Origin of the sequence: Shewanella surugensis (assembly GCF_023284005.1) — a bacterium.
Classification (GTDB): Bacteria; Pseudomonadota; Gammaproteobacteria; order Enterobacterales; family Shewanellaceae; genus Shewanella; species Shewanella surugensis.
The window spans coordinates 12,903-38,333 of sequence record NZ_JAKIKS010000008.1; the positions used below are offsets into that span (position 1 = coordinate 12,903).

The 25,431-nt window shown below is 41.6% G+C and carries 21 protein-coding genes and 1 pseudogene; 12 read left to right on the forward strand and 10 right to left on the reverse strand.

Going from position 1 to position 25,431, the window contains the following annotated elements; translation table 11 throughout:
* Positions 1-50: 50 nt before the first annotated feature.
* From L2764_RS03430 to L2764_RS03445, 4 genes are all read left to right on the forward strand, one after another.
* Positions 51-350: a helix-turn-helix domain-containing protein gene (locus tag L2764_RS03430; protein WP_248938845.1), complete on the forward strand. Its 300-nt coding sequence runs from the start codon at positions 51-53 to the stop codon at positions 348-350.
* A complete protein-coding gene (locus L2764_RS03435; RefSeq protein WP_248938846.1) occupies positions 347-1,639 on the forward strand; it encodes a type II toxin-antitoxin system HipA family toxin in 1,293 nt (430 codons plus the stop codon). The genes L2764_RS03430 and L2764_RS03435 overlap by 4 nt, the downstream gene beginning before the upstream one ends.
* Positions 1,640-1,823: 184 nt before the next feature.
* On the forward strand, positions 1,824-2,096 hold the full coding sequence (locus L2764_RS03440) for a type II toxin-antitoxin system Phd/YefM family antitoxin (RefSeq protein ID WP_248938847.1): 273 nt from the start codon (positions 1,824-1,826) through the stop codon (positions 2,094-2,096).
* Positions 2,077-2,346 (forward strand): Txe/YoeB family addiction module toxin, encoded by a 270-nt coding sequence (locus L2764_RS03445; protein ID WP_248938848.1) that lies wholly within the window; start codon positions 2,077-2,079, stop codon positions 2,344-2,346. Before L2764_RS03440 ends, L2764_RS03445 begins: the two co-directional genes overlap by 20 nt.
* A 91-nt stretch (positions 2,347-2,437) precedes the next feature.
* Here the strand turns inward: L2764_RS03445 and L2764_RS28150 are convergent, their stop codons facing one another.
* Entirely contained in the window at positions 2,438-2,536 is a 99-nt protein-coding gene (locus tag L2764_RS28150; protein ID WP_376708373.1) for a type II toxin-antitoxin system RelB/DinJ family antitoxin, read from the reverse strand.
* A 665-nt stretch (positions 2,537-3,201) separates the two neighbouring features.
* Positions 3,202-6,399 (reverse strand): annotated as a pseudogene (locus tag L2764_RS03450) (DUF3427 domain-containing protein).
* 217 nt (positions 6,400-6,616) lie between these two features.
* Here L2764_RS03450 and L2764_RS03455 point away from each other — a divergent pair.
* The 5 genes from L2764_RS03455 to L2764_RS03475 all read left to right on the forward strand — a co-directional run bounded on the left by L2764_RS03455 (position 6,617) and on the right by L2764_RS03475 (position 11,235).
* Positions 6,617-6,805 (forward strand): DarT ssDNA thymidine ADP-ribosyltransferase family protein, encoded by a 189-nt coding sequence (locus L2764_RS03455; protein WP_248938891.1) that lies wholly within the window; start codon positions 6,617-6,619, stop codon positions 6,803-6,805.
* Entirely contained in the window at positions 6,802-8,253 is a 1,452-nt protein-coding gene (locus L2764_RS03460) for an anti-phage END nuclease (protein ID WP_248938849.1), read from the forward strand. The genes L2764_RS03455 and L2764_RS03460 overlap by 4 nt, the downstream gene beginning before the upstream one ends.
* 311 nt (positions 8,254-8,564) lie before the next feature.
* Positions 8,565-9,185 carry a hypothetical protein gene (locus L2764_RS03465; protein ID WP_248938850.1) on the forward strand — a complete coding sequence of 207 codons (621 nt, stop codon included), beginning with the start codon at positions 8,565-8,567 and terminating at the stop codon, positions 9,183-9,185.
* Between the two features lie 455 nt (positions 9,186-9,640).
* Positions 9,641-9,922: a helix-turn-helix domain-containing protein gene (locus tag L2764_RS03470; RefSeq protein WP_248938851.1), complete on the forward strand. Its 282-nt coding sequence runs from the start codon at positions 9,641-9,643 to the stop codon at positions 9,920-9,922.
* Positions 9,922-11,235, forward strand: a complete 1,314-nt coding sequence (locus tag L2764_RS03475) for a type II toxin-antitoxin system HipA family toxin (RefSeq protein WP_248938852.1) — start codon at positions 9,922-9,924, stop codon at positions 11,233-11,235. Before L2764_RS03470 ends, L2764_RS03475 begins: the two co-directional genes overlap by 1 nt.
* Here L2764_RS03475 and L2764_RS03480 read toward each other — a convergent pair.
* Together L2764_RS03480 and L2764_RS03485 are read right to left on the reverse strand one after the other, a co-directional pair.
* Complete coding sequence (locus L2764_RS03480; protein ID WP_248938853.1) at positions 11,232-11,879, reverse strand: ERCC4 domain-containing protein; 648 nt, start codon at positions 11,877-11,879, stop codon at positions 11,232-11,234. The two genes, L2764_RS03475 and L2764_RS03480, sit on opposite strands and share 4 nt — an antisense overlap.
* A 391-nt stretch (positions 11,880-12,270) precedes the next feature.
* Entirely contained in the window at positions 12,271-13,134 is an 864-nt protein-coding gene (locus L2764_RS03485) for a YicC/YloC family endoribonuclease (protein WP_248938854.1), read from the reverse strand.
* 541 nt (positions 13,135-13,675) lie between these two features.
* On the opposite strand from L2764_RS03485, the gene rph reads away from it, so the two are divergent.
* Positions 13,676-14,389: a ribonuclease PH gene (rph, locus tag L2764_RS03490; RefSeq protein WP_248938855.1), complete on the forward strand. Its 714-nt coding sequence runs from the start codon at positions 13,676-13,678 to the stop codon at positions 14,387-14,389.
* A gap of 100 nt (positions 14,390-14,489) precedes the next feature.
* The gene (pyrE, locus tag L2764_RS03495; protein ID WP_248938856.1) at positions 14,490-15,137 is read left to right on the forward strand and encodes an orotate phosphoribosyltransferase; all 648 of its coding nucleotides are present in this window, start codon (positions 14,490-14,492) and stop codon (positions 15,135-15,137) included.
* Positions 15,138-15,238: 101 nt separating this feature from the next.
* Here pyrE and folE read toward each other — a convergent pair whose 3' ends face one another.
* From folE to coaBC, 6 genes are all read right to left on the reverse strand, one after another.
* Positions 15,239-15,898 carry a GTP cyclohydrolase I FolE gene (gene folE, locus L2764_RS03500; protein ID WP_248938857.1) on the reverse strand — a complete coding sequence of 220 codons (660 nt, stop codon included), beginning with the start codon at positions 15,896-15,898 and terminating at the stop codon, positions 15,239-15,241.
* A gap of 278 nt (positions 15,899-16,176) precedes the next feature.
* Positions 16,177-18,108, reverse strand: a complete 1,932-nt coding sequence (locus L2764_RS03505; RefSeq protein ID WP_312018335.1) for an alpha/beta hydrolase family protein — start codon at positions 18,106-18,108, stop codon at positions 16,177-16,179.
* A gap of 161 nt (positions 18,109-18,269) precedes the next feature.
* Positions 18,270-20,264, reverse strand: coding sequence for an alpha/beta hydrolase family protein (locus L2764_RS03510; RefSeq protein WP_248938858.1), 1,995 nt, complete (start codon positions 20,262-20,264; stop codon positions 18,270-18,272).
* A 196-nt stretch (positions 20,265-20,460) separates the two neighbouring features.
* Positions 20,461-22,446 carry an alpha/beta hydrolase family protein gene (locus tag L2764_RS03515; RefSeq protein WP_248938859.1) on the reverse strand — a complete coding sequence of 662 codons (1,986 nt, stop codon included), beginning with the start codon at positions 22,444-22,446 and terminating at the stop codon, positions 20,461-20,463.
* Between the two features lie 105 nt (positions 22,447-22,551).
* Positions 22,552-23,145, reverse strand: coding sequence for a nucleoid occlusion factor SlmA (gene slmA / locus L2764_RS03520; RefSeq protein WP_248938860.1), 594 nt, complete (start codon positions 23,143-23,145; stop codon positions 22,552-22,554).
* Between the two features lie 159 nt (positions 23,146-23,304).
* Complete coding sequence (gene coaBC, locus L2764_RS03525; protein WP_248938861.1) at positions 23,305-24,504, reverse strand: bifunctional phosphopantothenoylcysteine decarboxylase/phosphopantothenate--cysteine ligase CoaBC; 1,200 nt, start codon at positions 24,502-24,504, stop codon at positions 23,305-23,307.
* A gap of 146 nt (positions 24,505-24,650) precedes the next feature.
* On the opposite strand from coaBC, the gene radC reads away from it, so the two are divergent.
* Positions 24,651-25,328: a RadC family protein gene (gene radC, locus L2764_RS03530; protein ID WP_248938862.1), complete on the forward strand. Its 678-nt coding sequence runs from the start codon at positions 24,651-24,653 to the stop codon at positions 25,326-25,328.
* Positions 25,329-25,431 lie beyond the last annotated feature (103 nt).

Here is a 25,431-nt window from a genome sequence, read left to right on the forward strand (position 1 = left end):
TAATTTAGTTTATAATGGTTACTATAGTATCTGTTTTTAATGGTTGTCTTATGCATGGTGTTATCAACGAGTTTTCGCTTTTATCCGCGAGTGATATACAGCAATCTTTTGCTATATACCTTAAACAACAGCGTAAAATAAAAAAATTATCACGCAGCGCATTAGCTGAGCGCAGTATGGTACCTATGGCAACGATTAAAAAGTTTGAGACCACAGGGCAAATCTCATTACGACAATTACTTTTACTCTGGCAAAGCCTTGACGATTTAAATCGTTTACAAGCCTTGCTCAATCCCGTTGATATTAAATCAAATCTCCCTAAAACAATCGATGAGGTGTTAGGGTCATGAGTTTTTTAGCTACAAGAAAACTCGAAGTGTGGCGTACGCTTGTGAGTGGTCAGCAGGTGCTGGTAGGGCTGTTGGCGCAGAATAATCAAGGTGTTTTCTTTCAGTATAGTAATGAATATATTAAACGTTTCGCTAATTTATCTCCTTTTGGCTTGAAGTTGGACAGTGAATTACAGTTAGCACCCAAACAGCCACATTACGGTTTACATGGCGCTTTTATTGATTCTTTGCCTGATGGATGGGGATTACTGTTAATGGATCGAGTGTTTCGCCAGCAAGGTATTTTACCCAATAGTGTAACAACGATGGATAGGCTTGCTTTTGTCGGTGAGTCAGCATTGGGGGCGCTTTGTTATCGACCCATGTCTAGCCTTACGCCTGAATCTAATGAGCAATCGTTTGAACTTGCGAGTCTGGGATTGCAAGCACAAGCTGTTTTTGATGGACAAACTGATGAGGTCTTAGGGGCTTTGGTGGCGGCAGGGAGTTCGGGAGGGGCACGTCCAAAGGCACAAGTTTATTTATCTAAAGGTCAATTTGACCAGTGTCGAACGCAACCTAAGCCAAATGATGAAGCGTGGTTAGTCAAATTTACTTCTCGAAATTTAGCCCTTGGACATGAAGAAGGTTTATGTGAAGCGGTTTATTTGAAACTGGCTCAACAAGCGGGATTAGAGGTACCAGAGTGGCAATTATTACCCGCACCAGAAAAGTCAGGAGCACGTTTTTGGTTAGCGCTTAAACGTTTTGATTGGGTAAACCACGCAGATGGTCATCATGGTCGGTACCATATGCACAGCGCTTGTGGGTTATTAGATGCCGATTTTAGAAGCCCAAGCTTAGATTATCAGGATTTGATTAAGGCCAGCAGTATCTTGTGTAAAAGCCCCATGGTAGGCCAAGTTCAATTTCGGCGCGCTTTATTTAATTTATTTGCCTTGAATCAAGATGATCACAGTAAAAACTGGGCTTTTTTACAAGGTGATCAAGGGGATTGGTCACTGGCGCCTTTCTATGACGTGACTTTTAGTGCGACGCCCTATGGTGAACATGCCACCGCTTTTGGTGGTTACGGTAAAAAACCGCCGTTAAAAACCATTCAACAACTGGCAACAATAGCTAATTATGCTAATTGGTCTGAGGCTAAAATTCACCTGCAACAGATAGTGGATAGCCTCTCGAATTTTTCAACGGAAGCGCAAGCCGTTGGCGTGAGTCAATCGACCATTAAATTGATCCAGCAACAATTAAATAGTAGCTACCAAGATAATAAGGGCTTATTGAGTTAGCGGCTAGAGCCATCAGTAGGCAAGTAGGTAGTCGCTAAGGGCAGACGTTGAGGATGCTTGTATGTGAATTGCATGGGCAGTGCGAGTAAGGAGTGGGATGTGTGCGCTTTTTCAGATCAGAGTTGACTTATGGTATTAGCTATCTCACAATAGTACGGAAGTGCCGTACATAAAAGAGGTGGTTATGAATAGCGTAAGCGTCAATAAGTTTAGAGATAACTTAAAAGCATATGTTGAGCAAACAGTTAATGAACATGAGCCCTTAAAAGTGACCCGACGTACTGGTGATGACTTTATTGTGGTAAGTGCGGATGACTGGGCAAGAGATCAAGAAACATTACATGTACTCCAAAATAGTAGCCTAATGCAGCAAATTTCTGAATCAATGAAAACTCATACAGATGAAAAAGGTTATACCCCAACAGAAGAGCAAATGAATGAGAACACTCGTTTTTGAAGGTAAAACTTGGCTCGTTTATGAGCAAATGAGAGAAACAGATAAAAAACTTCATAAGGCGCTATGTAAAACTTTAAAAGAAATGTTAGGTGCAGATCCCGCAAAAGGCTTAGGCAAACCAGAAGCACTCAAACATAACCTTTCAGGATTATGGTCGAAACGCCTATCCCAAAAAGATAGGCTTATTTACACGTTTGATGATACATACGTTTATATATTTGCCATAGGTGGCCACTACGATCAGCATTAATCATTTTTACAGAAGTGAGGCAAAAAATTGCTGCCTAACCGTATCACCAAGCTTATTCCACTCTGTTAATGCTCTCCTATCAAACTCCAGCTCATAAGTCATCAAGTGAAACTCCGAGCTTTTCTAACGCCGCGTATGACTGTGCTTTTAAATCATTATCGATCCGAATATTAATCGTTCCCATACCCATGTAATTACATTTGTAGTTACTTTCTAAAAAATAAATATCTTCAGGGCATATTGGTGTGTTTTTTGGTGGGAGGTAGGGGGGAGGCAATAAAGCCCCAAAATGGGACTATATTCCTATTATTTGAATGAAAATGGGATTGTAGTCCGTTTAATATAAGTCCGTTTTTAGCGGGTTTTATTGTACAAAAGCTTCGTCGAGTTGTTTATGTACCCAAGCCACTCAAAGATGCATGTTTTCAGAGCCTAATAAAGTATGTAAGTTTAAGCGCATTCTTTTAAAAAAAGAGTGAGTTTTACAACAAAAGTTGGTGTTTCATGGGCTCCCAAGGGCTGGCCTAAAACACTTTTATACTGCGTTATAGAGTATCAACTTAGAACAACTAGGTTTTCAAATCAAAGTCTTGCCTAAAAGCGTTTTAATTTCAGCTGAATTCTGCATCTTCAAATAGCTTGGGTATGTCCAGAAGAAAGTCCGATTCCATTTTGATATTTGCTTAATTTTTGCAAAAGGCTGCTGAGTCTGTTGGATGTAGGTGGTACGCGAATCGCATCTTGCTCATTGAGGTTGAGAGTGCCCATTGAGCGCGCGGCCTGAAGTCACCTTCAGGGCGTTTTGGTGTAGGTGGTTTTTACTGAGAGGTAGAGGGGGAGGAAGGAGGAGTGGAGTTACCCCATGGCGAGTTTTGCTGTATCTGTCCATAGATAGGCTGGCATGGGGTGTTTGAGTTTCCATGTGATATTCATTGGTTGACTGCCTTCATATTTAACGAAATCAACAGGGCCAAAGTTGACAAAACCCATAGTTTTACTGTTTTCATCTTTGGCTTTTTCTCTCACAAATAATAAGATGGTCTTATTGCTTTCTTTTTGTTTTATATAACTTAATCCTTTTCCAGCATTAGGCTTGGCGCTATTCTGTGTTTGCCAGTGAAATAATGTAGGGCTGATGGCATAATCATGGTACATAGTGGTTGCTGAAAATTGCTTTTCGCACTTATCAAGGGTGACAAATAACAATTCGACATTTGCTTCTTTGATGTTAAGGACACCTTCACGACTAGATGACTTTTTGCTGAAAGTTGTGTCACCAAAAGCAATTAAAATATGTTCTTTAGGGTAGCGAACATGCATTTTAAGGGGGGAAGTATCAACTATTTCATTGCTGGTTTTAGGTATATTAAATTCGCTGATATCGAGTCGATTAATGAGTATTGAGAGAGCAGAGCTTAATTCATTTTGGAGTTTAGGGTGTTTTAGAGTGTTTAAACTTTCTGAAATATCATTAAATTCAAGCTGATTACCTGTTTTATCCCAAAAATCATAATGACACATGAGTGAAAATTGTTGCAGATGTTCGGATGCTTTAGTGCCAATAAATGATTTTAAAGCAAAATCATTCTTACATAATGTCTGAATAAAGCGTAAGTAGGAGATAGAGGTACAATTCAGTATTCGGTTGTTAATTGCACGATAATAGGCTGCGTAAATGTCTTTTTGTTTGTCATTTTCTACATCATTACCTGCGCTTTGTTTAACTAAGGCTGACCAGCCACCCATCTTGCCATTCTTAATTTTATAAATGTCCTCTAGTTGAATATTGGGGTGAATATGTAAAAAGTTTTCTAGGGTTAGAGGTAAATTAGTGACATACGGGAAGTTATTAATGAGGTTAATCAACTTATTTTTGTTGAGTATTGCGCGCCTAATATTTTTCAAAATCATAGTTTGAGTTTGTTTTTGTAACTCTATTCTGCAGCCTAAGGGTAAATGCGGAAAATCTTGTTTGATTTCTTTTTCTATTCCTTGATTTGTTTTACCTACCAAGGCTCTAAATTTATCTGTGAAATTGTATTCTGGACGTGAATTACCCACAAAATCTAGAATGGTGCAGCATTCTTTTCCGTCTATTAGTCTGAGTCCTCGCCCAAGTTGCTGTAAGAAAATAGTTAAACTTTCTGTTGGTCGTAAAAAAAGTAAGGTGTCAAGTTCGGGAATATCTACACCTTCATTGAAAATATCAACAACACATAAAATATTTATTTGTTTAGATTTTAGGCGTTGTTGTTGGATGCCTCGTTCACGGGCGTTATCACTTGTTAATACATCACTGGAAATATTGTAGCGATTGAATTTTCTTGACATAAATCTGGCGTGATCTTTATTAACACAAAAAGCGAGTGCTCTCATTTGAGGGATATCTGTAATGATATCTTGTAAGCTATTAATGATATTTTTAACTCTTTGATCATCGTGAGTGTAGATATTGGTTAACTCTTTAGAGTCGTATCGTCCTTTGTTCCAACTGATTTGGGTTAAATCAGTTCCGTCATCAATTCCAAAGTACTGAAATGGTACAAGGTGGCGTTGATTTATTGCTTCGGGTAATCTTATTTCTGCGGCAATGGTATCGTCAAAATCACTGAGGATATTGGCACCATCGTGTCGCTCTGGGGTGGCTGTGAGTCCGAGTAATATTTGCGGGGAAAAGTGCCTTAGTATGGAACGATAGCTATCTGCAGTAATATGGTGAACTTCATCAATAACAATATAGCTAAAGTAGTCTTTATTGAGTTTTAAATTATCGATTTGGTTATTTAAGCTTTGGATTGAGGCGAATAAGTGTTTGTGATTTAGTGGTTTGTTTTCGCCAACCCATAATTCACCAAAGGTACTATCTTTGAGTACTCCTCGATATGCGTTGCGAGCTTGTTTAAGGATTTCTTCTCTGTGGGCAATAAATAAAAATGTTGTTTCAGGGTTGGATAGATAAAAACGTTTAAAATCAAAAGCAGAAATAATCGTTTTACCCGTCCCTGTTGCGGCTACAACTAAATTTTTATATCGAGAGTGTAGATCACGTTCAGTTTGTAATTTATCTAAAATGGTTTGCTGATGAGAATGAGGGGTTATATCAAAATAAAAATGCTGCATCGGGCCATTGACCAGTCCTTTTGCCTCTTGTAATGCATTGCTGAGTTTTTCTTTACTTTCCGCTTTTCCATCAAAAAGTTCAAAATCCGGAGATTCCCAATAAGTTTCAAAAGTGCTGAGTGACTTTTCAATAATATGTGGAATTTATTGTGAAGTGATTTTTAAATTCCATTCTAATCCATTGGTTAGCGCCGAGTGGGAAAGATTTGATGAGCCAATATAACCGGTATGAAAGCCAGTGTTTCGCATAAACAAATAGGACTTAGCATGTAATCGTTCTTTGTTAGTGTTGTAACTAAGTTTGATTTCTGTGTTGGGAAGGTTCGCTAAAAACTCAACCGCTTTAGCATCCGTTGCCCCCATGTAAGATGTGGTAATGACTTTGAGTTGTTTACCACTGCGAGTAAAGGCCTCTAATTCATTTTTGAATATCCGAATGCCAGTCCATTTTATAAAAGAGACGAGCCAATAAATGGTGTCTGAGGATTGTATTTCACGCTTAATTTCAGTCTCGAGTGATATACCGACATTACTACCACAAAATAACTCACTTTGAGTTAATCCGGTGAGAGGCATGATTGATTCAACGTATTGCGGTAAGTTTGCAGCAATGGGGTCATTTTTATCAAATAGCGCAGTCAGTATTTTTCCTTGGCTATCAATTAAATTCTCATTGATTAAGTCTGGATCTTGAATATGATCACTTAACCATTGAATGATGCTATTGGCTAAATTTATTTGAGTAGTAATTCGTTTTTTACCATTAGGGACAGAATCGATGGCTATTTCGATGATACGGGTTAAAAATCGTGATAGCCATGAACTCGCTTCACCCGCTTCTAATTGCCTTTCACCCACATAAAAAGAATCATGATCCAAATTTTGTTTAACAAGTTGTGTGATTAGTTTTTCATAAAGGCCATTTTGGGGCATGAAAAATCCTTTTATCCCATTGATTATTAGCGATAGATTATCCGAAAAAAATGAATAGCGATAGTAGGTGGGTGTTAAGGTGTAAAAATCAATAGGTTGCTAGCTTGGCAGGTATCATTACCCATTGGTTTTCTAGTATCTCATTGATAATAATTTAACTTGATGTAAGGGAAAGACAAAATGAGTGTTCATAGCGGCTTATAAAAGAGAAAAACTAATGGCCATTAAAGTCTCACACATTACTCATATCGATAACTTGAGCAGCATTCTAGAACAGTCATGCCTCTGGTTAGATGCCAAACGTATTCAGTCGGGATTGGTAAATCAAAATATAGGTTACAGTCACATCAAGCAGCGCCGTCTTATTCGATCTGTAAACCTGATCGCTGACGGAACGAAAAATTGATAGGTGTTGATGAGTTTGCTTCGAGAAATGTGTTATTCCAATATGATGATCCTATAGGGTATATTGAGAAACTATTTAACAAGGTATTGATTAAGGTGCAATTGATTGCTAATGGATTAAACAAGCAGTTTTTATCAAGCTGCTTGCCCCCCAAAGGAACTGAAGTTGATGGTGTGCTTGCTGCAATTGCTTATGGTAGTGATCAGGGCCACACACCTCTGCTAATTTCTAACTGCTTTGAAAATAAGTACCGTTTAGATATTTGGATGCGCTACGATCAGACTGTACCTGTTACGCCAAGTCTACTTAAAACATTATTACGTCATGAACGGGATAACTTATTTTGTAAGCTTATCCCTGACATGCTTCATGCTAAAGTAATTTGGTGGCAAGGTTGGGGGGCATACATAGGCTCAGCTAACCTAACGAACAGGGCTTGGTATTCAAATATAGAAGCTGGTGTGTTTTTAACAGATGTTGAAATTCAAGAAAATGGATTTGAACAACAGTTAGAAGCTTTTTTTACTGGGCTTGAGGGGCTTGATGTCGCAATGCCACTAAGTAAGAAGATAATCGACGAACAAGTTGAATTGGCAAAGTTAAAAGCCAAACATCAAGCTGAGCTCGACGGTAAACCTCGGCTCATACCTGAGTGGCAAGGTATAAGTTTTAAGGATGATGCTAAAGCTGTAGATAAACATAAGCAGCGCTTTAGCCAAGAATGGCATAGTACTTTGACTTACATTCATGGTATTTCTGAGGTGATTGATGATTACCGACCTAATTGGGTAAGTGAAGATATACCGCCGTTGTGGCAAGTCGATCAGTTTTTACATGCGTATTACTATAATCAAGTTCGTCAACCCGATGGTACCCATCCATTTGATGACTTTAATAAGCGAAACAGTACTAATCCTAGTGCAGCACTTAAAGCGCAATTAGTTTGGTGGAAAAACCAGAAAACACCCCCTTCAAATGAAGACTTTACGTTTGATGAGTCGGCACCAACGATTAGGCACTTAATGTCGAAGGAGAATATTAGCCAATTAAGTGTTAATGACTTTTCTTCTGTATGTTCTGCCACTCATGCAACAAGAGATCATGTGATTAAAATCCCTACATCTACGTTAGGCAGGGCGGATGTAACTACATTAACTAGAGAAGAACGGATTCCGTTGTACGCAAAGCTAATGTTTTCACTTCGTAACGTAAGAGGCCAAAGCATCGCAGAGTTGCTAGAGTTTGTACTTTATGGTGGAAAACCAGAAGCTGTTTGGGAGCGTATCTATATGGCTGGTAAATTGCCAGAATACAAAATTCCTCATTACGGTATTAACTCTATTGCTGAAGTTGCAGGTTGGGCTATGCCTGAACACACCCCACCGCGTAATGGGAGAACCAATAAAGCATTAAGAGCTTTAGGTTACCCAGTTAAGGTGTATATATAATTACTGCCAGTGCTTTGGGGTTTCTAACTCAAAACTCTTAGCTGCATACTGAAGCATAGTGATTATTTCACGGTGCTTTTCTTCAACATACCGCGTTTAGTGATGGAATAGCTTTTTCTACAACCTGCGTGATTAACTGCTTGATTATTTTTTAATCAGCCAATATTTATTATTTTTCCGCTCAAGCTAATAACGAGTTCCAGCTCAGCCCACACAGCGTTCGTTGATGAATGAATAATCAGCAACTAGGCTTTGATGAGTAGATATCAGACTGGTATCAAGTGCAGCAGTAATATTAAAGGGAATTAAACATGGTAAAAATACTGCTAGGGTTGTTTATATTAAGTATCAGTGGCTGTTCGTATACAAATGCATTGAATACCAGTGCCGCTGATACTAATACAAAAGACACTAATAAAGAGGGTGTTAATGCAGGAAGTGCTAGTGGCTTATCAAAGTATAATGGTCTCTGTAACGGCTCGCTGCCGTTAGATTTGCAGTCATTGCAGTTTATCAGTCATGTGGGTGAGCAAAATGAAGTAATAGGTAAGCCAGGAGCTGGAAAGCTGTGCCAAGCCAATGTGTATCGAGTTAAAAAAGAGATCACAGTCTGGCGTACTTGGAATAGTGAATATCAGCCATCAGCGAAAGGGAAGTGGTGGACGTTTAATATGCCGATGGGAGCAGTGTCCGAGTACCGTCAACATTATGAAATATGCCCAAGTTATTCACCCATAGATAAACTCATAAAATGTACCTTGATTCAGGATGAGCAGATTATTGTCGGAACCGGCCAAAGTGCCACATGCAGCCAGTATCTGACCTATAAAACCTCATCGGCTTTACAAGTCTATATTGATGATGCGGCAGTCTCAGTTAAGGATTGCAGCTTATATAACGGCCAACTGAGTTGGACTTCTGAGCCAAGGTGATGTCATCTTACGATGCATGTTTTACCGCTCAAGCCAATAAACGAGCCGCAGCTGTTCCAGCTTTGCCCACTCTGAGCTATTGATAAATAAGCTGCCCCCTAGACTTCTATGCTTTATAAAGTTATTCACCGATATCGGTGAATATACGTCTCAAAGTCAACGGATCCTCAATTATTCACCAGTAACGGTGATTTATTGCTTGGGGAAAATGAATGGCCCCTTTAGCGCCTGCCTAGGTCTCTTATTACTGTCTTTATCACTCAGTGTTAGGCTTACCTGTTATAGCGTGTAATCCCTGCTTTAACGGTTACAGCGTGTAAATCTCAGTTTAACGGCTGTAGCGTGTGAAATTGAATTTAACGGTTGTAGCGTGTGATTGTTGAGGCTGAAATCTAGATTTTACCTTCTATAGCGTGTAAAGTGGAGTGAGGTAGCAGTGATAAGGTCGAGTAATCATGAAAGTGACTAACGCAAATCAGCTGAGTGCGTATTTAAAAGATGCACGTTTAAATATGCACCTTTCGCAAAGCAAAGTGGCGAGCAAGGTGGGTATTCGCCAAGACACGGTTTCCAGTTTTGAGCAACACCCTGATTCCACAAAATTAGACACCTTGTTTAAAATTTTATCTTCTTTGAACCTTGAGTTAGACGTTAAGGTGAGAAATGTCGCATTGGCAGAACAGCTTGGTGATGACAAAAGCCTCGCATCTGACCAAGAGTGGAAGGAGGAGTGGTGATGGCTATTCTTGATGTTTATATGAATGGCTATTTTATTGGTGAGTTGACCAAATCAACCACGGGTTCTCATCGATTTAAGTATGCCCAGCAATGGTTAGATATTGCTGGGAGTCGCCCTATATCACTTTCTATGCCTTTGAGAACGCAAATTTATAAAGGTGATGAGGTTTATAATTTTTTTGATAACTTATTGCCTGATAACATTGAAGTCAGAAACAGGATCGTAGCTCGGCATAATGCGCAATCCACTCAGGCGTTCGATCTATTGGCTAAAATCGGGCATGACAGTGTGGGGGCTTTACAGTTAGTGCCACACGCTCAAGCTGCTTTCGATGTCAAAAAGATAGAATCTAAGCCGCTGTCAGATGTGGACTTAGAAAAAGTATTAAAAGGTTATCAATCCGATATTCCGTTAGGCATGTTAGCCGATGAAGATGATTTTCGAATTTCTATTGCTGGCGCACAAGAAAAGACCGCTCTACTGAATCTCGATGGTCAATGGCGATTACCCATCAAAGCCACGCCGACCACACATATCATTAAGCTGGCAATCGGTGAGGTCAAGAGTCATTCACACACCATTGATATGTCGGATAGCGTTGAAAATGAATATCTGTGCATGATGATAGTGAGAGAGTTTGGTTTAAACGTGCCTCAATGTACCATCCTCAATGTGGGTGATATTAAGGCGCTGGCGGTTGAGCGCTTCGATCGTCAATTTTCTGCTGATGGAAGATGGATTATTCGATTGCCACAGGAAGATTTTTGTCAGGCATTGAATGTGCCACTCGCCAAAAAATATGAAAGCCATGGTGGGCCAGATATTGAACAAATCATGTCTTATTTGTTGGGGTCGATGAATGCAGAGTTAGATAGAATTAACGTTATGAAGTCGCAGGTGTTGTTTTGGTTATTAGCGGCGACAGATGGCCATGCTAAAAACTTCTCTCTTTTTATCGAGGCTGGTGGCGGATACCGATTAACCCCTTTTTACGATATTTTATCTATGTATCCAGTCATGGGAGGCAAGGGATTAAATATTAGAGATATTAAGCTAGCAATGGGCCTGAAGGCTGCTAAAGGTAAGAAGTATCAAATCGCACAGATTTTCCCGAGGCACTTTATGCAAACAGCAAAGGCTGTTGGTTTTGATACGGATACGATGGCTGATATTTTGAGTGAAATTGCTGATAAAGTTGATACTGTGATAATGAAGGTCAGGTCTCAGTTACCCAAAGGTTTTCCTCAGCATATAAGCGAACCCATTTTGGATGGCATGAAGCAACGAGTGAGCAGAATACAACAAGCTTAATAATATGACGCGGTGAGTATTTTACGTATTTTTTTGGCTTTCTTTTTACCAATGCCTTCAACCTGTATTAATTCATTTTCAGACGCTGTCATCACTGCTTCAACGGTTAAAAAGTGGCATAACAGCCGCTTGGCCAGTTTAGGCCCGACCTGTGGCAAGCTTTGTAATATAAATAGTTGGCGGTTTTTTTGGCGCTTAGGCTTACGTCCCGTGAGTTTCAAGTCACTTGTATGATGATTTAATTGCTTAGCGCAGTAATAGAGCAGTTTGGCGGTTTCGGTTTGCGATTGACTGCGTATCACGGGAATATGAAAGTGAATGCTAATAGCGCACAGTGCACCGATGAGCGCTTCTCTATGGATCTTGTATTCGATTATGTCTTGGCTTTTCCCTTCAATTAATAGGGCAACGTTGAAGTCACTCTCTGCTAAACGAGCGATTTGTGAAAACAGCCTACCATCACATAAAGACAGCACTAAGTCGGGCAGTGTCTTGCGTTCAATCAGCCACTCATTGATTTGGTAATCACCTAAAGTCAGTCGTTTCTTAATGAGGCTGAGATCGTCATGCTTGGAAAGCTGAACGATAATACTCTCGGCGTGTTCTCTGTCGTCATAAAAAAGTGATATAACTGGCGTTTGCAATGGGGGAGTCGCTCATGCGTTTTGGATGAGTTTATTGAGTATAGCGGGATTTAAGCTCAAGCTTAGAACCGACATTTTTTAGTGGGCTTAATGAGGGAAGATAAATATTACTCGTCGCACGATCTGCTCGAGATGCTTATAGGATCACGTTTTATCGCGCGTTTTTTACAGTTTTGGGGTATTGTCACGGTTGATCCGAGAAGGTATATTGATGGAAAGCGAGTGCCTAGAGAGGCAAAGATACAGCCGCTATTATCACAAACCTTTGAATTTTTTAATGTATAAACAATTATTAATCGTCGCGCTTAAAAAATAGCTAATAGTCATCGAAAGCCACTGATGTGTTGTCAGTGGCTTTCAATGACTTTAACCCTCTACTAGGTAACGGCGGCTATTCTACATTTTGTATTTGCTCACGCATTTGCTCGATTAGCACTTTTAGCTCTACGGCAGCGGCAGTGATCTCGGTGCTGATAGACTTAGAGGCGAGGGTGTTGGACTCGCGGTTAAATTCTTGCATCATAAAGTCGAGGCGACGACCTTGTGGGCCACCTTTTTCGAGAATGCGACGGGTTTCAACAATATGCGCATCGAGCCTGTCCATCTCTTCGGCCACATCCATTTTTTGCGCTAAAATGACCATTTCTTGTTCCATACGCGCAGGATCCAGCTCGCCGCTGATCTCATCTAAGCGATGGGTCAGCTTTTCACGCTGCCATTCGATGACTTTTGGCATATGTTCACGCACGATGGCCACTTGCTCAACAATGGCATCGAGGCGAGTGGTGAGCATGGTTGTAATGGCGTCACCTTCACGGCCACGGGCTTCAATAAATTGGCTGATAGCGTCATCGAAAACACTGAGTAATTCTTTACCTACCGCGTCCATGTCTTGCTCTGAACTTGACATCACGCCAGGCCATTTCAGTACATCGACTAAGTTGAGTTTACCGTGTTTTGCTTCTTTTTTTAGCCAGTTAGCGGCGGTAACTAACTGTTTGGCGAGGGCTTCATTAAGCTGTAATTCACTGCTGTCAGTATCATTAAGATCATAACGAAGATTGACCTCGATTTTACCGCGATTGAGGCGTTTACGTAGACGCTCTCTTAATAGGGGTTCTAAGCTGCGAAAATGCTCAGGTAGGCGTAAGTATGTTTCTAAATAGCGCTGATTGACTGAACGTATTTCCCATGAGGCGCTGCCCCAATCTGCTTTATGCTCAATGCGTGCGTAGGCTGTCATACTTTGGATCATGCGTATTTCCCAGTATTAATAAGTGCGTCTAAATGATAAGGAATTATAACCAGCTGAGTGGTTGCGTCAAAAGCTTTTCGGTTTTTCGAGACTCAACACCACTATTGACTAGGGGCTGTTGCTCTTTCGTGGTTAAATTATGTCCGAATTAAGCGTGTTTTAATCACGGCGTAGTGAGTGCTGCCTAGTCTTTTAAGCCCTTTTACTTTAATAAAGAGGGCTACAACAAAGAGTAAACACGTTTAAACGGATCTTACGGACAGTGTTTGTGGCGCCTTTTTACAGCGTTATCGCTTAGTTATGTACGACCCCACGGACGGGGAAGGTAGAGCGATGTTTGAACCAAAGCCGAGAATAACTACACAGCATAAGCTCTGTCTTGTATAAAGACCCCACAAACGGCTGCAGAAATCATCACCAAAGATTAACAGCCCCTGAGGGATAACAGCTGTTTTTTTCTGTTTTTTACTATGGCTTACTGGCGCGCATCTCCTTATACTAGGCTCCCATTGTTTATAGCTTTAAATACAGGAATCCCCCTATGCGCCCAAGCGATAGAACGCCCGCTCAATCTCGTCCAGTCACCATTACTCGTCAATTTACTGCTCATGCTGAAGGGTCGGTGTTGGTGGAATTTGGTGAGACAAAAGTATTGTGCACCGCGAGTTTTGAAGAAGGGGTACCGCGTTTCCTTAAGGGGCAAGGGCAAGGTTGGGTAACGGCTGAATATGGTATGTTACCCCGTTCAACCCACAGTCGTATGAATCGTGAAGCGGCGCGCGGTAAGCAATCGGGCCGTACTCAAGAAATTCAGCGTTTAATCGGGCGCTCATTACGTGCTGCGGTTGATATGAAGTTATTGGGCGAAAATACCATCGTTATCGATTGTGATGTGATCCAAGCCGATGGTGGTACGCGTACTGCGGCAATCACGGGCGCGTGTGTGGCGTTAGTGGATGCACTGAATTGGGCGCGTGGTAAAGGCATTTTAAAAACCAATCCGCTTAAGTTCTTGATTGCCGCGGTGAGTGTGGGGATCTATAAAGGTGAGCCCATTTGCGATTTAGAGTACATCGAAGATAGTGCCGCTGAAACCGACATGAACGTAGTCATGACTGAAACGGGCAAGATGATTGAAATACAAGGCACTGCCGAAGGTGAGCCCTTTAGCCATGAAGAGCTATTAAGCTTATTGGAGCTGGCTAAACATGGTATTCGAGAAATTATCGATGTCCAAAAAGCGGCATTGAGTTAAGCGAATTGACGATTGAATAAATTGAAAGGATCCTAAAGGGTCCTTTTTTATGGGTGTGTGAAGCCGTTTATGCGGGTATCACCGATATGAGGAGAGAAAAGTGAAAGCTTACCAACGTGAGTTTATTGAGTTTGCCTTAGAGCGTCAGGTGTTAAAGTTTGGCGAATTTACGTTAAAGTCTGGTCGCGTGAGTCCTTATTTTTTCAATGCGGGTTTATTCAATACGGGGCGAGATTTAGCCCGTTTAGGGCGTTTTTATGCCTCCGCCTTGGTGGACTCGGGCATTGAATATGATTTGCTGTTTGGCCCCGCTTACAAAGGTATTCCGATTGCAACGACTACCGCAGTGGCGCTGTGCGATCATCATGACATCGATAAACCTTATTGCTTTAACCGTAAAGAAAAGAAAGATCACGGTGAAGGCGGCAGTTTAGTGGGCAGTGAGCTGAAAGGTCGGGTGATGCTGGTGGATGATGTGATCACAGCAGGCACGGCTATTCGAGAATCAATGGAAATAATCCAAGCCCATAATGCTCAGCTCGCAGGGGTGTTGATTGCATTGGATCGTCAAGAGAAGGGCACCGGAGAACTGTCAGCCATCCAAGAAGTCGAGCGTGATTTTGGCTGCGATATCGTCTCTATTATTAAGTTGGGTGACTTAATTCATTATTTGTCTAGCCAAAGTGGTATGGAAGTACAGCTGGCGTCAGTGAGCCGCTATCGCGATCAATATGGCATTGAAGCATAAACGGTTAATTGAAATGCGTAGAGGCTTAAAAAGCCGTGTTCTGAATACGGCTTTTTTGTTTTCTATGACCGACGAGTGTCGTTTTTTACTGGTGAAACTATTTATTGATGAAGGAATTCGGCGCGGGTGGCAGGATTTGATTTAAAAATCCCACCTAATGCCGTGGTCGTTGTCGAGCTGGTGGAGTCCATAATACCCCGTGACTTGACGCAATAATGTACCGCATCCATTTTGACCGCCACATCTTGGGTATCCAATAGGGTTTGCAGTGCGACGAGTACCTGCTGAGTTAATCGTTCTTGCACTTGGGGTCGTTGCGCAAAAAAGCGCACAATGCGATTGATTTTTGATAAGCCGATGATATTGGTTCGGGGTAAATAGGCCACGGTGGCAAGGCCGTCTATGGTGACTAAGTGATGTTCACAGGTACTGGTCATGCTGATGTCTTTCACTTTCACCATTTCATCGAAGCCCATTTTGTTCTCGATGACGGTGATTTTAGGAAAGTTGGCATAGTCTAAACCAGAAAAAATCTCATCGACGTACATTTTGGCAATACGTCTTGGCGTATCGCATAAGCTATCGTCAGATAAATCTAATGACATTAACGTGAGAATGCCGTGCATATGGGCTTCAATTTGTTGTTTGCGCTCTTCCTTTGAAAGCTCGCAAGGTAACATGGGGGTTTCTAACCCTCGTTCAATGAGCGCTGCTTGTACTTGCTGCGCAGATCCACTCAATGCTTGGTTTGTTAATGTCATTGTTTCCTCCACTACATTTAGGTAGCGGTACTTTAGTCACGGTTACTGTCTTACTGCGGACAATATGTCGGCATCATCTGGTTAAACGTAAACGGGTAAAATAGTATTCTGCTTGGCAGATATACCCACTTTAACGCTTTAATATAGCGCTCTGGTACGAATAGCTAGCAGCAGGATACCCTGATTTTAACTAGATTTATACTCAAATTTATTCATCGCTGAGATGAAAAAGGTGATCTATACCCGTGATGCATCTTGAAGCATCACGGGTATACCGCTTAAAGCTTTAGGTTTGTTTTCAAAAAACTGAGCATTTTTCGATAGGCCTGTGCTTGGTGCTCATCTTTGTAAAAGCCATGACCTTCATCATCGAGGAGCAGTGACTCATAAGGATAGTGCTGTTTTTTCAATGCAGCTTCTAAGGCCTCAAATTGTTCAATCGGCGCGCGAGTATCTTCTTCACCATGGATTAATAATAATTTGGCTTTTAGTTTACTCACATGATGTGTGGGTGACATGGCCTTAAGTTGATTCATATCATTTCCTAGAGCCGCTTTAAGATAGGCTTGGCCTGCATATTTATCCGATATACTGCCTTCATCAAACATCATGGCAAGATCGTAAATACCATGCATGCCGATGGCGCACTGAAATAAATCCGGTTCGATGATTGAGCTTTGTAATGCACTATAACCACCAAAGCTGCCCCCGACGATGCAAATACGGTTTTTGTCCACTATGCCCTGAGTAATTAAATCTTTGGTGCCATCGATGATGTCATATTGAATGTCCGTGCCCCATTTTTGATAACCCAGCTCTTCAAAGGCTTGGCCATAACCGCCAGAACCTCTAAAGTTGACCTGTAATACAGCCATACCTTGGCTGGCTAAAAGCTGGTTTTGAGGAACAAATCGCCAATAATCACGTAGACCATGTGGGCCCCCGTGAGGGTTGACGACTAGAGGTAAATTTTTTGCATCTATACCATAGGGTAAGGTCAAATATCCATGGATGGTTTTTCCATCGCGAGCAGTAAAGCTAATGGGTTTGACATCCGCCATTTTGTTGGGATCGAGCCATTTATTACGGGAAAATAGGAGGGAAAGCTTGGTTTTCTTTGTGTCGAATAGGTAATAATCACCAGGGTTTCTGTTATTAAAGGCGAGAATTAGCAATTTGTCGGCATCACGTGTTTGGCTAATTAAGTGAATTTGGTGGCCAACTAAGGAGGTTAATAACAGCTTTAGATGTTTAGCATAGGTATCGTTTTTATCGATAAATTCATATTCAGGATAGCCCTTTTCATATTCAACAGCATAAAGCTTTTTATTATTGCTATTAATCCAGACATTATTTGGGTCAACAGTACTATCTTGGCTAATTTTTTGCTTTTGGCCTGTTTTAATATTAAGTAAATAAATACCATGAGTTTGTCCGTTCTTTTGGCCGTAAACATAGACTTCATCTTTATTCTGGCTAAAAGCGATGGGTTTCATGTTCTGTAAATTAAATTTGAATTTATCGGTGTTAATCCATTCACCCTCTTGGCGATAAAAAAGTGAGGAATTGATATGATCTTTACTGCCACTGACAAAACGTAGTTGCCCATTATTATCGGTTAAGTAGACAGGATAGGGGATGGGAGACTTTGCTCTTTTACGAAGACTACCATTGTAAATATCAACCCGATACACTACAGAGGAGTAGCTTCTTTTACCTGAGCCACTGCTCCAAGGGATGACTTCTATTAATGCGTAACGTTTTTCATTCAATAGTGGATCTAAAAGATAGGCTGTCCCTCTAATAGAAGAACTGTCTTTATATCCAAATATATACTCATCATTCGAACCGTCAGCATTAACTGCGTAGAGTTCGCCATAATATAAAGGTTCGATACTCCAACCTTTAAGATATTGCTTTTGCACTATTAAACGTTCATTGTTTGCCCATGAATAATCACCGACCTGGGCTTTACCTGGAAAGTTAACCACATGTAATAATTTTTTTGTTGTGGAGTCCAAGATGATAAGCAGTCTTTTACCTTCAAAAAGTTGAATCGCACTAATATACTGCCCAGCGGGTGAAATCTGGACTTGAGTAAATTCACTTGAACGGCTAAATAAGCTTGCTGGATCAGTAGCGCTCATGACTTGAGTGGTTATGCTGAATAACAGTAAGCCGAAAAAAGCGGTTAATTTAAAGTGAAACATTAGGAGCCTTGATGAAGAATTGGGTTACTTTACAATCGATAATACGTTATTTCACTATTCACACCAAGTGTTGATTTATTGTTATAGATTTGTTTTTCATGCAAAACATCAATAGGTTAAAATTGATGTTTTGCTTATTGCTAGTGATTAATATTTAAGGGTTACAGTTTCAGGTTTTCTTTCAAAAAACTGAGCATTTTTCGATAGGCCTGTGCTTGGTGCTCATCTTTGTAAAAGCCATGACCTTCATCATCGAGGAGCAGCGAATCAAACGGATATTTCCGCTTGTTTAGGGCAGACTCTAGTGCTTCAAACTGCTCAATTGGGGCACGTTCATCTTTGCCACCATGAATAAGCAGCAACTTGGCCTTGAGTTTATCCACGTGCTGGGCGGGTGACATGGCTTGTAGTTGAGCCGGATCATCACCTAGCACGGTGCTCAGGTAGGCTTGGCCACTCTTGCTATCGGAGATATCACCTTCTTCGAACATCTCGGCGAGATCGTATACGCCGAACATACCGATGGCGCACTGAAATAAATCAGGTTCGATGATTGAGCTTTGCAACGCGGAATAACCGCCAAAGCTACTGCCCGCTATACAGATACGGTTTTTATCGACGATACCTTGCGCAATGAGATCTTTAGTACCATCGATGATGTCATATTGAATGTCGGTGCCCCATTTTTGGTAGCCTAGCGCTTCAAACGCTTGGCCATACCCCCCAGAGCCCCTAAAGTTGACTTGCAATACCGCCATGCCTTGGCTAGCGAAAAGTTGATTTTGAACATCAAACTCCCAGCCGTCTCTTACTCCATAAGGGCCGCCGTGAGGGTTAACCACCAGCGGTAAGTCTTTAGCTTGTTGTCCTTTAGGTAGAGTGAGATAACCATGAATGATTTGACCGTCTCTGGCGCTAAATTGGACGGGTTTCACTGTTGCCATCTTCTTGGGTTCTATCCATGATTTTTCGCTGAACAAATAGCGCAATTTCACGGCTTGGGTATCAAATAGATAATATTGACCGGGGCTGGTGTCGTTAAAGGTTTTGACAATGACTTTATCCGCTGTTTTGGTACTGCTTACAAGGCGCACTTGCAAGCCTGTAAAACTGTTCAGTAACTGTTTAGTGTAAAGAGCAAAGGGATCGTTTTTATTGATAAAGGCATAACTCGGATAACCATTTTCAAACTCAATCGCATAGAGTTCCTTTGTTAAGGGATTTATCCATGCATGGCTGTAGTCGACATCCGGATTTTGAATGATTTTTTTATGCGCCCCCGTGGTGGTATTGACGCGATAAATACCGAGTGGTTGGCCTTGGTTTTCCCCTGAGACATAAAGTTGGTTTTGCTCTTTTCCAAAAGCAATCAGGTTCATGTTATCGAGCTTAAAGCCCAGTTTATTCACGTTCACCCAAGCATCATTTTTTCGGTAAAACAAAGAGGAAGACAGATGATCTTGGCTGCCACTGACAAAGCGTAATTGACCTTGGTGATCGGTCATAAACTGCGAGTTTTCAATGGGTGCGCGAGTGACTTTTGTCCGTGTTCCTTTGTCGATATTGACTTTATAAACGGTCTTAGCGAGTTCGGTGTTGAGTGTGCGACTGTTTTTGTTATCCCAAGGGATAGCCGATACCAGTAAGTGCTTATCATCATTAATTAATGGGTCGAGAATATAGCCTGTAGCGCGTATTGCCTGATTTTGTTTGGCATGTGAGCTGAGCAACATACTTTTACGTTTATAGCCAAAAATATATTTGGGTTTACTGCCATCGGCGTTAATCGCATACAATTCGCCATAGTAAATGGGGTGACTTTGCCAACCGACAATGTATTCTTTTTCCATGACGAGGCGTTGATCATTGGCCCAGATATAATCACCGACTTGGGCATTGCTGGAAAAACGAACTAAGTGAAGTAATTCAAGTGTGGTCGCGTTGAGCAGCAGCAGTGCAGTTTTGCCTTCTTTATGGGTGATGGCGCTAATATAGTCGCCGTTTGGGGAGATTTTTACCTGACTAAATTGGCTCGAACGGCTAAACAGTGTGGCAAGTTCATTAGGCGTTTGGCTGGCCGTTTGCGCCAAAGACAAGGTGCTGAACAGCAACAATAAAGATGAAAAAAGTAAACGGCATAAGCGTGAAGCGGACATGGATTTTCCTGCGTTTGAGTGTTGAGCATGTAAAAAGAGAGGCACTATTGATTTATGTTGAGCGAGTTGAGTAACGTTTATGCTCAAATTAAAAAAGGGGGGATATTGGCCCACATAAGCTAAAAAAGCAAATATGTGAGCCGATGACTCAGTAGTGCCTGATGGAAAGTTAAGGATAAACCATCACTTATTAGCGTTACAGTTTTAAGTTGGTTTTCAAGAAACTGAGCATTTTACGATAAGCCTGCGCTCGGTGTTCATCTTTATAAAAACCGTGACCTTCATTATCGAGCACCATTTTATCGAAAGGGTAGTGTTGCTTGCTTAAGGCTGACGCTAATGCCTCAAATTGTTCAATAGGGGCACGTTTATCACCCCCACCATGAATAAGTAACAGTTTCGCTTTGAGTTTATCCACATGGTGTGTAGGCGACATGGCTTTTAGCTGAGCGACGTCTTTACCCAATACGGCGCCGAGGTAGGCTTGTCCAGTCTTTCTTTGAGAAACATGACCTTCATTAAACATGAGTTCCAGATCGTATACGCCAGACATGCCGATAGCGCACTGAAATAAATCCGGATCGATGATGGAACTTTGCAATGCGGAATAACCGCCAAAGCTGCCGCCGACAATACAAATACGGCTTTTATCGGCTATACCTTGCGCAATGAGATCTTTAGTCCCATCGATGATGTCATATTGAATGTCGGTGCCCCACTTTTGATGGCCCAATTCCTCAAACGCTTGACCATAACCGCCTGAACCGCGAAAGTTAACTTGTAATACCGCCATGCCTTGTTGAGCGAAGAGCTGATTTTGAGCATTAAACTCCCACCCGTCTCTTACACCATAAGGGCCGCCATGAGGGTTAACCACCAGCGGAAGGTTTTTGGCATCTGCCCCGTAAGGCAAGGTCAAGTAACCATGAATGGTCTTTCCGTCGCGGGCGGTAAAGCTAATGGGTTTAACGTCTGCCATTTGCTCAGGATCGAGCCAGCTCTTTTGTGAAAATAAATATTCTAGTTTGACTTTTTGTGCATCAAATAAGTAATAATCACCTGGGTTTCGGTCATTGAAAGCATTAATGATTAACTTGTCGCTATTCATTGTTTCGCTGACGAGGCGAATTTGATGGCCGGGTAAAGAGGCTAATAATTGCTTAGTGTATTGGGCATAAATATCCTTGTTATCGACAAATTCATACTCAGGATACCCGTTTTCATATTCTACGGCGTACAGCTTTTTATTGATATTGTTGATCCACACATTACTGGGATCGACCGTGTTATCTTGGCTAATTTTTTGTTTATCACCGGTTTTAACATTAAGCAGATAAACGCCACGGGTTTGGCCTGATTCTCTGCCGATGACATAGACTTGGTTGTTATTCTCACCGAAGGCAATAGGCTGCATATCATTTAAGTTATAGCTAAATTGATGAGTATTTATCCATTGGCCATCCTGTCGGTAAAACAGCTGTGAATGAATATGATCATTGGTGCCACTGACAAAACGCAGTTCACCTTCATTGTCAGTCAAAAAATGAGAGTTGCCGATTGGAGCGCGTCCGAGTTTTCGGCGTAATCCTTTATAAATATCGACACGGTAAACGATTTGATTAGCTTCTGTATTTAATTCTCTTCCTGTGGAGCCTGACCAAGGGATCGCTGAAACTAACATGTACCGATTATTACTAGGCAAAGCATCGAGGATGGACGCTGTTGCTTGAATAGGCGTGTTTTTCTTTATCAGCGTGCCGAGCTGCTTTTCACTGGTTTTATATCCAAAAAGGTATTTTGCTTTTTTACCGTCGGCATTAACCGCATAAAGTTCACCGTGATACTCAGGGACATCACTCCAGCCTTTGAGATATTCTTTTTGTAATACTAAACGTTCATGATTCGCCCAGACGTAATCTCCCACTTGCGCATTATCGGGAAAATGCACCGCATGCAGTAGTTTTTTTGTTTTGCTATCGAGAATGATCAGCAGTTTTTTACCTTCGAAGATCTTAATGGCACTGATGTAATCGCCTTTGGGTGAAATTTTGACTTGGCTATATTCATTAGAAAGACTAAAAAGGGTGCTGGGATCAAGTGGTTTGCTATCGATTTTGGTTTCAGCAAGTGCTGTCGCGCATAAGAGTAACGTCATAAAACTGAACGTTTTAAATAAATTCATGCTACTTCCTTGTATTTGTCACTAACGAGTTTGTGTGTAAATTACGTGTTTTAAGTGATGTTTTCAAGTGGATATGATTGAACATGCCCACTTGAAAATAAAAGATTAACTTTGCAGCAGTTGCTGCTGGATAAAATGCCACTGTTCGGCAAAGTTATGGGTGGGTTTGAGTTTGAATTCACTGCGTACAAACTGCGCAATGCGTCCTTCGGCGATGGCTAATAGTAAGTTGGCTAATACCGACTCATCTAAGGTGAAACCGGTGGCTTCACGTAAGGATTTTTCCCGTAAAATTTGTTTTAAATGGGTTTCTATTTTGGCAAAAAGTTGGCTTATCCTATTGCGAAGACGCTCATTTTCGCCCAGTAATGCATCACCGTTTAACACTCTGGAAATGCCAGGGTTACGTTCGGCAAACACCAATAACAATTGCAGCAATTGATGACAACGCTTCATGGTATCTTTCTCTTCTTCCATGATGAGGTTGATACGCGACAGTAATGACTCTTCAATAAATTCGATTAATCCTTCGAACATACGGGCTTTACTGGGAAAGTGCCGATAAAGTGCCGCTTCTGATACACCGACTTCGGCGGCGAGTTTTGCCGTGGTGATACGTTGACCAGGGTTGGTTTCTAACATGGTCGCTAACGATTGTAAAATGTGTTCACGACGATTTATTTTGGGGCTAACAGCCATTGAAATATCCTTCACTCGGTTACTGCTGAGCACGCATAAAGTGGATATATTGGATGCTATATCGCTAACTTATTAAGAGCAGCCCGCTTGGACTGCATTTAATCACGGCTCTTCCTAAAATACTTTAAATATCATTAGTGCGATTGAATACGATAACGCCTATTCATTGAGTCTTTTATCTGCGATGAGGGACAAAAGTTGTTTGGCTAGGGTGTATTTATCGGTGGTGGGTAGCATCTGTTGGCCATCATCCCAAATAACACAGAGTGCATTATTGTCAGCATTAAAGCCTAATTCCGGTTGAGAGACATCGTTTGCGGCGATCATATCGAGTTTTTTACGCATGAGTTTATCTTTAGCATAATGGACGACATCTTGTGTTTCAGCGGCAAAGCCGACGGTAAAAGGTTTAGGGGTTAAGTTGGCAACGCTGGCGAGAATATCAGGGTTTTTGACTAAATCCAGTGTCATGGTATCCGATGATGATTTTTTGAGTTTGCGGGTGGCGATATTGGCAATACGATAATCTGCCACAGCAGCGCATCCGATAAAGATATCTTGATGATTAACATGTTGCATGACTGCCGCGTGCATTTCAGCTGCAGAGTCAACATCAATGCGAGTTACACCCAATGGCGTACTGAGATTAACGGGGCCTGAGACTAAAGTGACCTTGGCGCCCATCTCGCTTGCCGCTTGAGCAAGGGCAAAGCCCATTTTTCCTGAACTATGATTAGAAATATAACGCACAGGATCGATGGCTTCGCGAGTGGGGCCAGCCGTCAGCAATAAATTCACATTTTCGAACGGTTGCGGTGCGAAAAAGTCACTGGCACGATTGGCGATATCATTGGCTTCTAACATACGACCTGGGCCTATCTCACCACAGGCTTGGCTGCCACTGTCTGGCCCCCAAATAGGCACACCTTTACGTTGTAAATGGCTTAAGTTTTCTTGGGTGGTGAGATTGAGGTACATTTGCTGGTTCATTGCTGGGCACACAATGACAGGTGCATGAGTGGCTAAGCAAGTGGTGGTGATGAGCTCATCGGCCATACCCGCATTAAGGCGAGCGAGTAAATTGGCAGTGGCTGGCGCGATAATCACTAGATCGGCCCAACGGGCTAATTCTATGTGGCCCATAGCGGCTTCAGCAGCGGGATCGAGTAAATCGATAGCCAAAGGGTTGCCTGATAAGGCTTGTAATGTGAGAGGCGTAATAAATGCTTGAGCACTCTGGCTCATAATGACTCTCACATTAGCGCCGCGTTCTTTTAATCGGCGCACCAATTCTGCGGATTTATAAGCGGCAATTCCTCCGCCAATCCCTAAAAGGATATTCTTATTTGTCAGACTCATGATCCACTGCCAAGCATTCGCTATGTTTATTAACCCGATAAGATAACATAAAAAGCTTATAGGGAGGATCATCGATTTCATTTTGAACTATTTTTACCCCAGCGACCATACTGAGAGTAAATAAGTCATTTATGAAGGGTGTGCTGATGGCGATTACGGATTGTCCTGTCGGGGAAGGACCAAGAGATAAGCTGTTATCCATGGGGGTTGCCTGCTTATCTGACGCTGAATTATTGGCAGTGTTACTCAGAGTGGGGCTAAAAGGGCAAAGTGCAGTGGCATTAGCGCGAGACTTGATGATTCATTTTGGTGGTTTACGTGCGGTAGTGAGTGCGTCAGAGAAACAAATATGTGAATTAAAGGGAATAGGGCCGGTAAAATACGCACAATTACAGGCTGCAGTTGAATTAAGTAGGCGAATTTCGAAAGAAAATCTCCAAAGAGGCAAAATTTTATCAGATCCTGATTTAACTCGAGACTATTTAATGAGACAATTAGCGGATCGTGCCTATGAAGTCTTTGGCGTTTTATTGCTAGATAGTCAGCACCGAGTGATTCAGTTTGTTGAATTATTCCGTGGCACCATAGATTCTGCCTCTGTCTACCCACGAGAAGTGGTTAGCCTAGTGCTTGAAAAGAAAGCCGCTGCTGTGATTGTGTGCCACAACCATCCTTCTGGGATTGCTGAGCCAAGCCAAGCAGATCGGCGAATAACTGAGCGATTAAAACATGCCCTGTTAACTATCGATGTTTCTTTATTAGATCATATGGTTATAGGGGGTAATCAGTGTGTTTCTTTCGCAGAGCGGGGATGGATAGATTGATCTATTCCTTGATCTTTGATTTTAGATCCTGTATAAAATGCGCCCTCTTTGTGTGCCTCGGGCGACGGCCTTACGGGGTACATTAATGCTTGAGCGTTAAAAC

Coding starts and splice junctions, on each gene's coding strand:
- L2764_RS03430 (WP_248938845.1), top strand. CDS start 51: ATGCATGGTGTTATCAACGAGTTTTCGCTTTTATCCGCGAGTGATATA.
- L2764_RS03435 (WP_248938846.1), top strand. CDS start 347: ATGAGTTTTTTAGCTACAAGAAAACTCGAAGTGTGGCGTACGCTTGTG.
- L2764_RS03440 (WP_248938847.1), top strand. CDS start 1,824: ATGAATAGCGTAAGCGTCAATAAGTTTAGAGATAACTTAAAAGCATAT.
- L2764_RS03445 (WP_248938848.1), top strand. CDS start 2,077: ATGAGAACACTCGTTTTTGAAGGTAAAACTTGGCTCGTTTATGAGCAA.
- L2764_RS28150 (WP_376708373.1), bottom strand. CDS start 2,536: ATGGGTATGGGAACGATTAATATTCGGATCGATAATGATTTAAAAGCA.
- L2764_RS03455 (WP_248938891.1), top strand. CDS start 6,617: ATGGCCATTAAAGTCTCACACATTACTCATATCGATAACTTGAGCAGC.
- L2764_RS03465 (WP_248938850.1), top strand. CDS start 8,565: ATGGTAAAAATACTGCTAGGGTTGTTTATATTAAGTATCAGTGGCTGT.
- L2764_RS03470 (WP_248938851.1), top strand. CDS start 9,641: ATGAAAGTGACTAACGCAAATCAGCTGAGTGCGTATTTAAAAGATGCA.
- L2764_RS03475 (WP_248938852.1), top strand. CDS start 9,922: ATGGCTATTCTTGATGTTTATATGAATGGCTATTTTATTGGTGAGTTG.
- L2764_RS03485 (WP_248938854.1), bottom strand. CDS start 13,134: ATGATCCAAAGTATGACAGCCTACGCACGCATTGAGCATAAAGCAGAT.
- rph (WP_248938855.1), top strand. CDS start 13,676: ATGCGCCCAAGCGATAGAACGCCCGCTCAATCTCGTCCAGTCACCATT.
- folE (WP_248938857.1), bottom strand. CDS start 15,898: ATGACATTAACAAACCAAGCATTGAGTGGATCTGCGCAGCAAGTACAA.
- L2764_RS03505 (WP_312018335.1), bottom strand. CDS start 18,108: ATGTTTCACTTTAAATTAACCGCTTTTTTCGGCTTACTGTTATTCAGC.
- L2764_RS03510 (WP_248938858.1), bottom strand. CDS start 20,264: ATGTCCGCTTCACGCTTATGCCGTTTACTTTTTTCATCTTTATTGTTG.
- L2764_RS03515 (WP_248938859.1), bottom strand. CDS start 22,446: ATGAATTTATTTAAAACGTTCAGTTTTATGACGTTACTCTTATGCGCG.
- slmA (WP_248938860.1), bottom strand. CDS start 23,145: ATGGCTGTTAGCCCCAAAATAAATCGTCGTGAACACATTTTACAATCG.
- coaBC (WP_248938861.1), bottom strand. CDS start 24,504: ATGAGTCTGACAAATAAGAATATCCTTTTAGGGATTGGCGGAGGAATT.
- radC (WP_248938862.1), top strand. CDS start 24,651: ATGGCGATTACGGATTGTCCTGTCGGGGAAGGACCAAGAGATAAGCTG.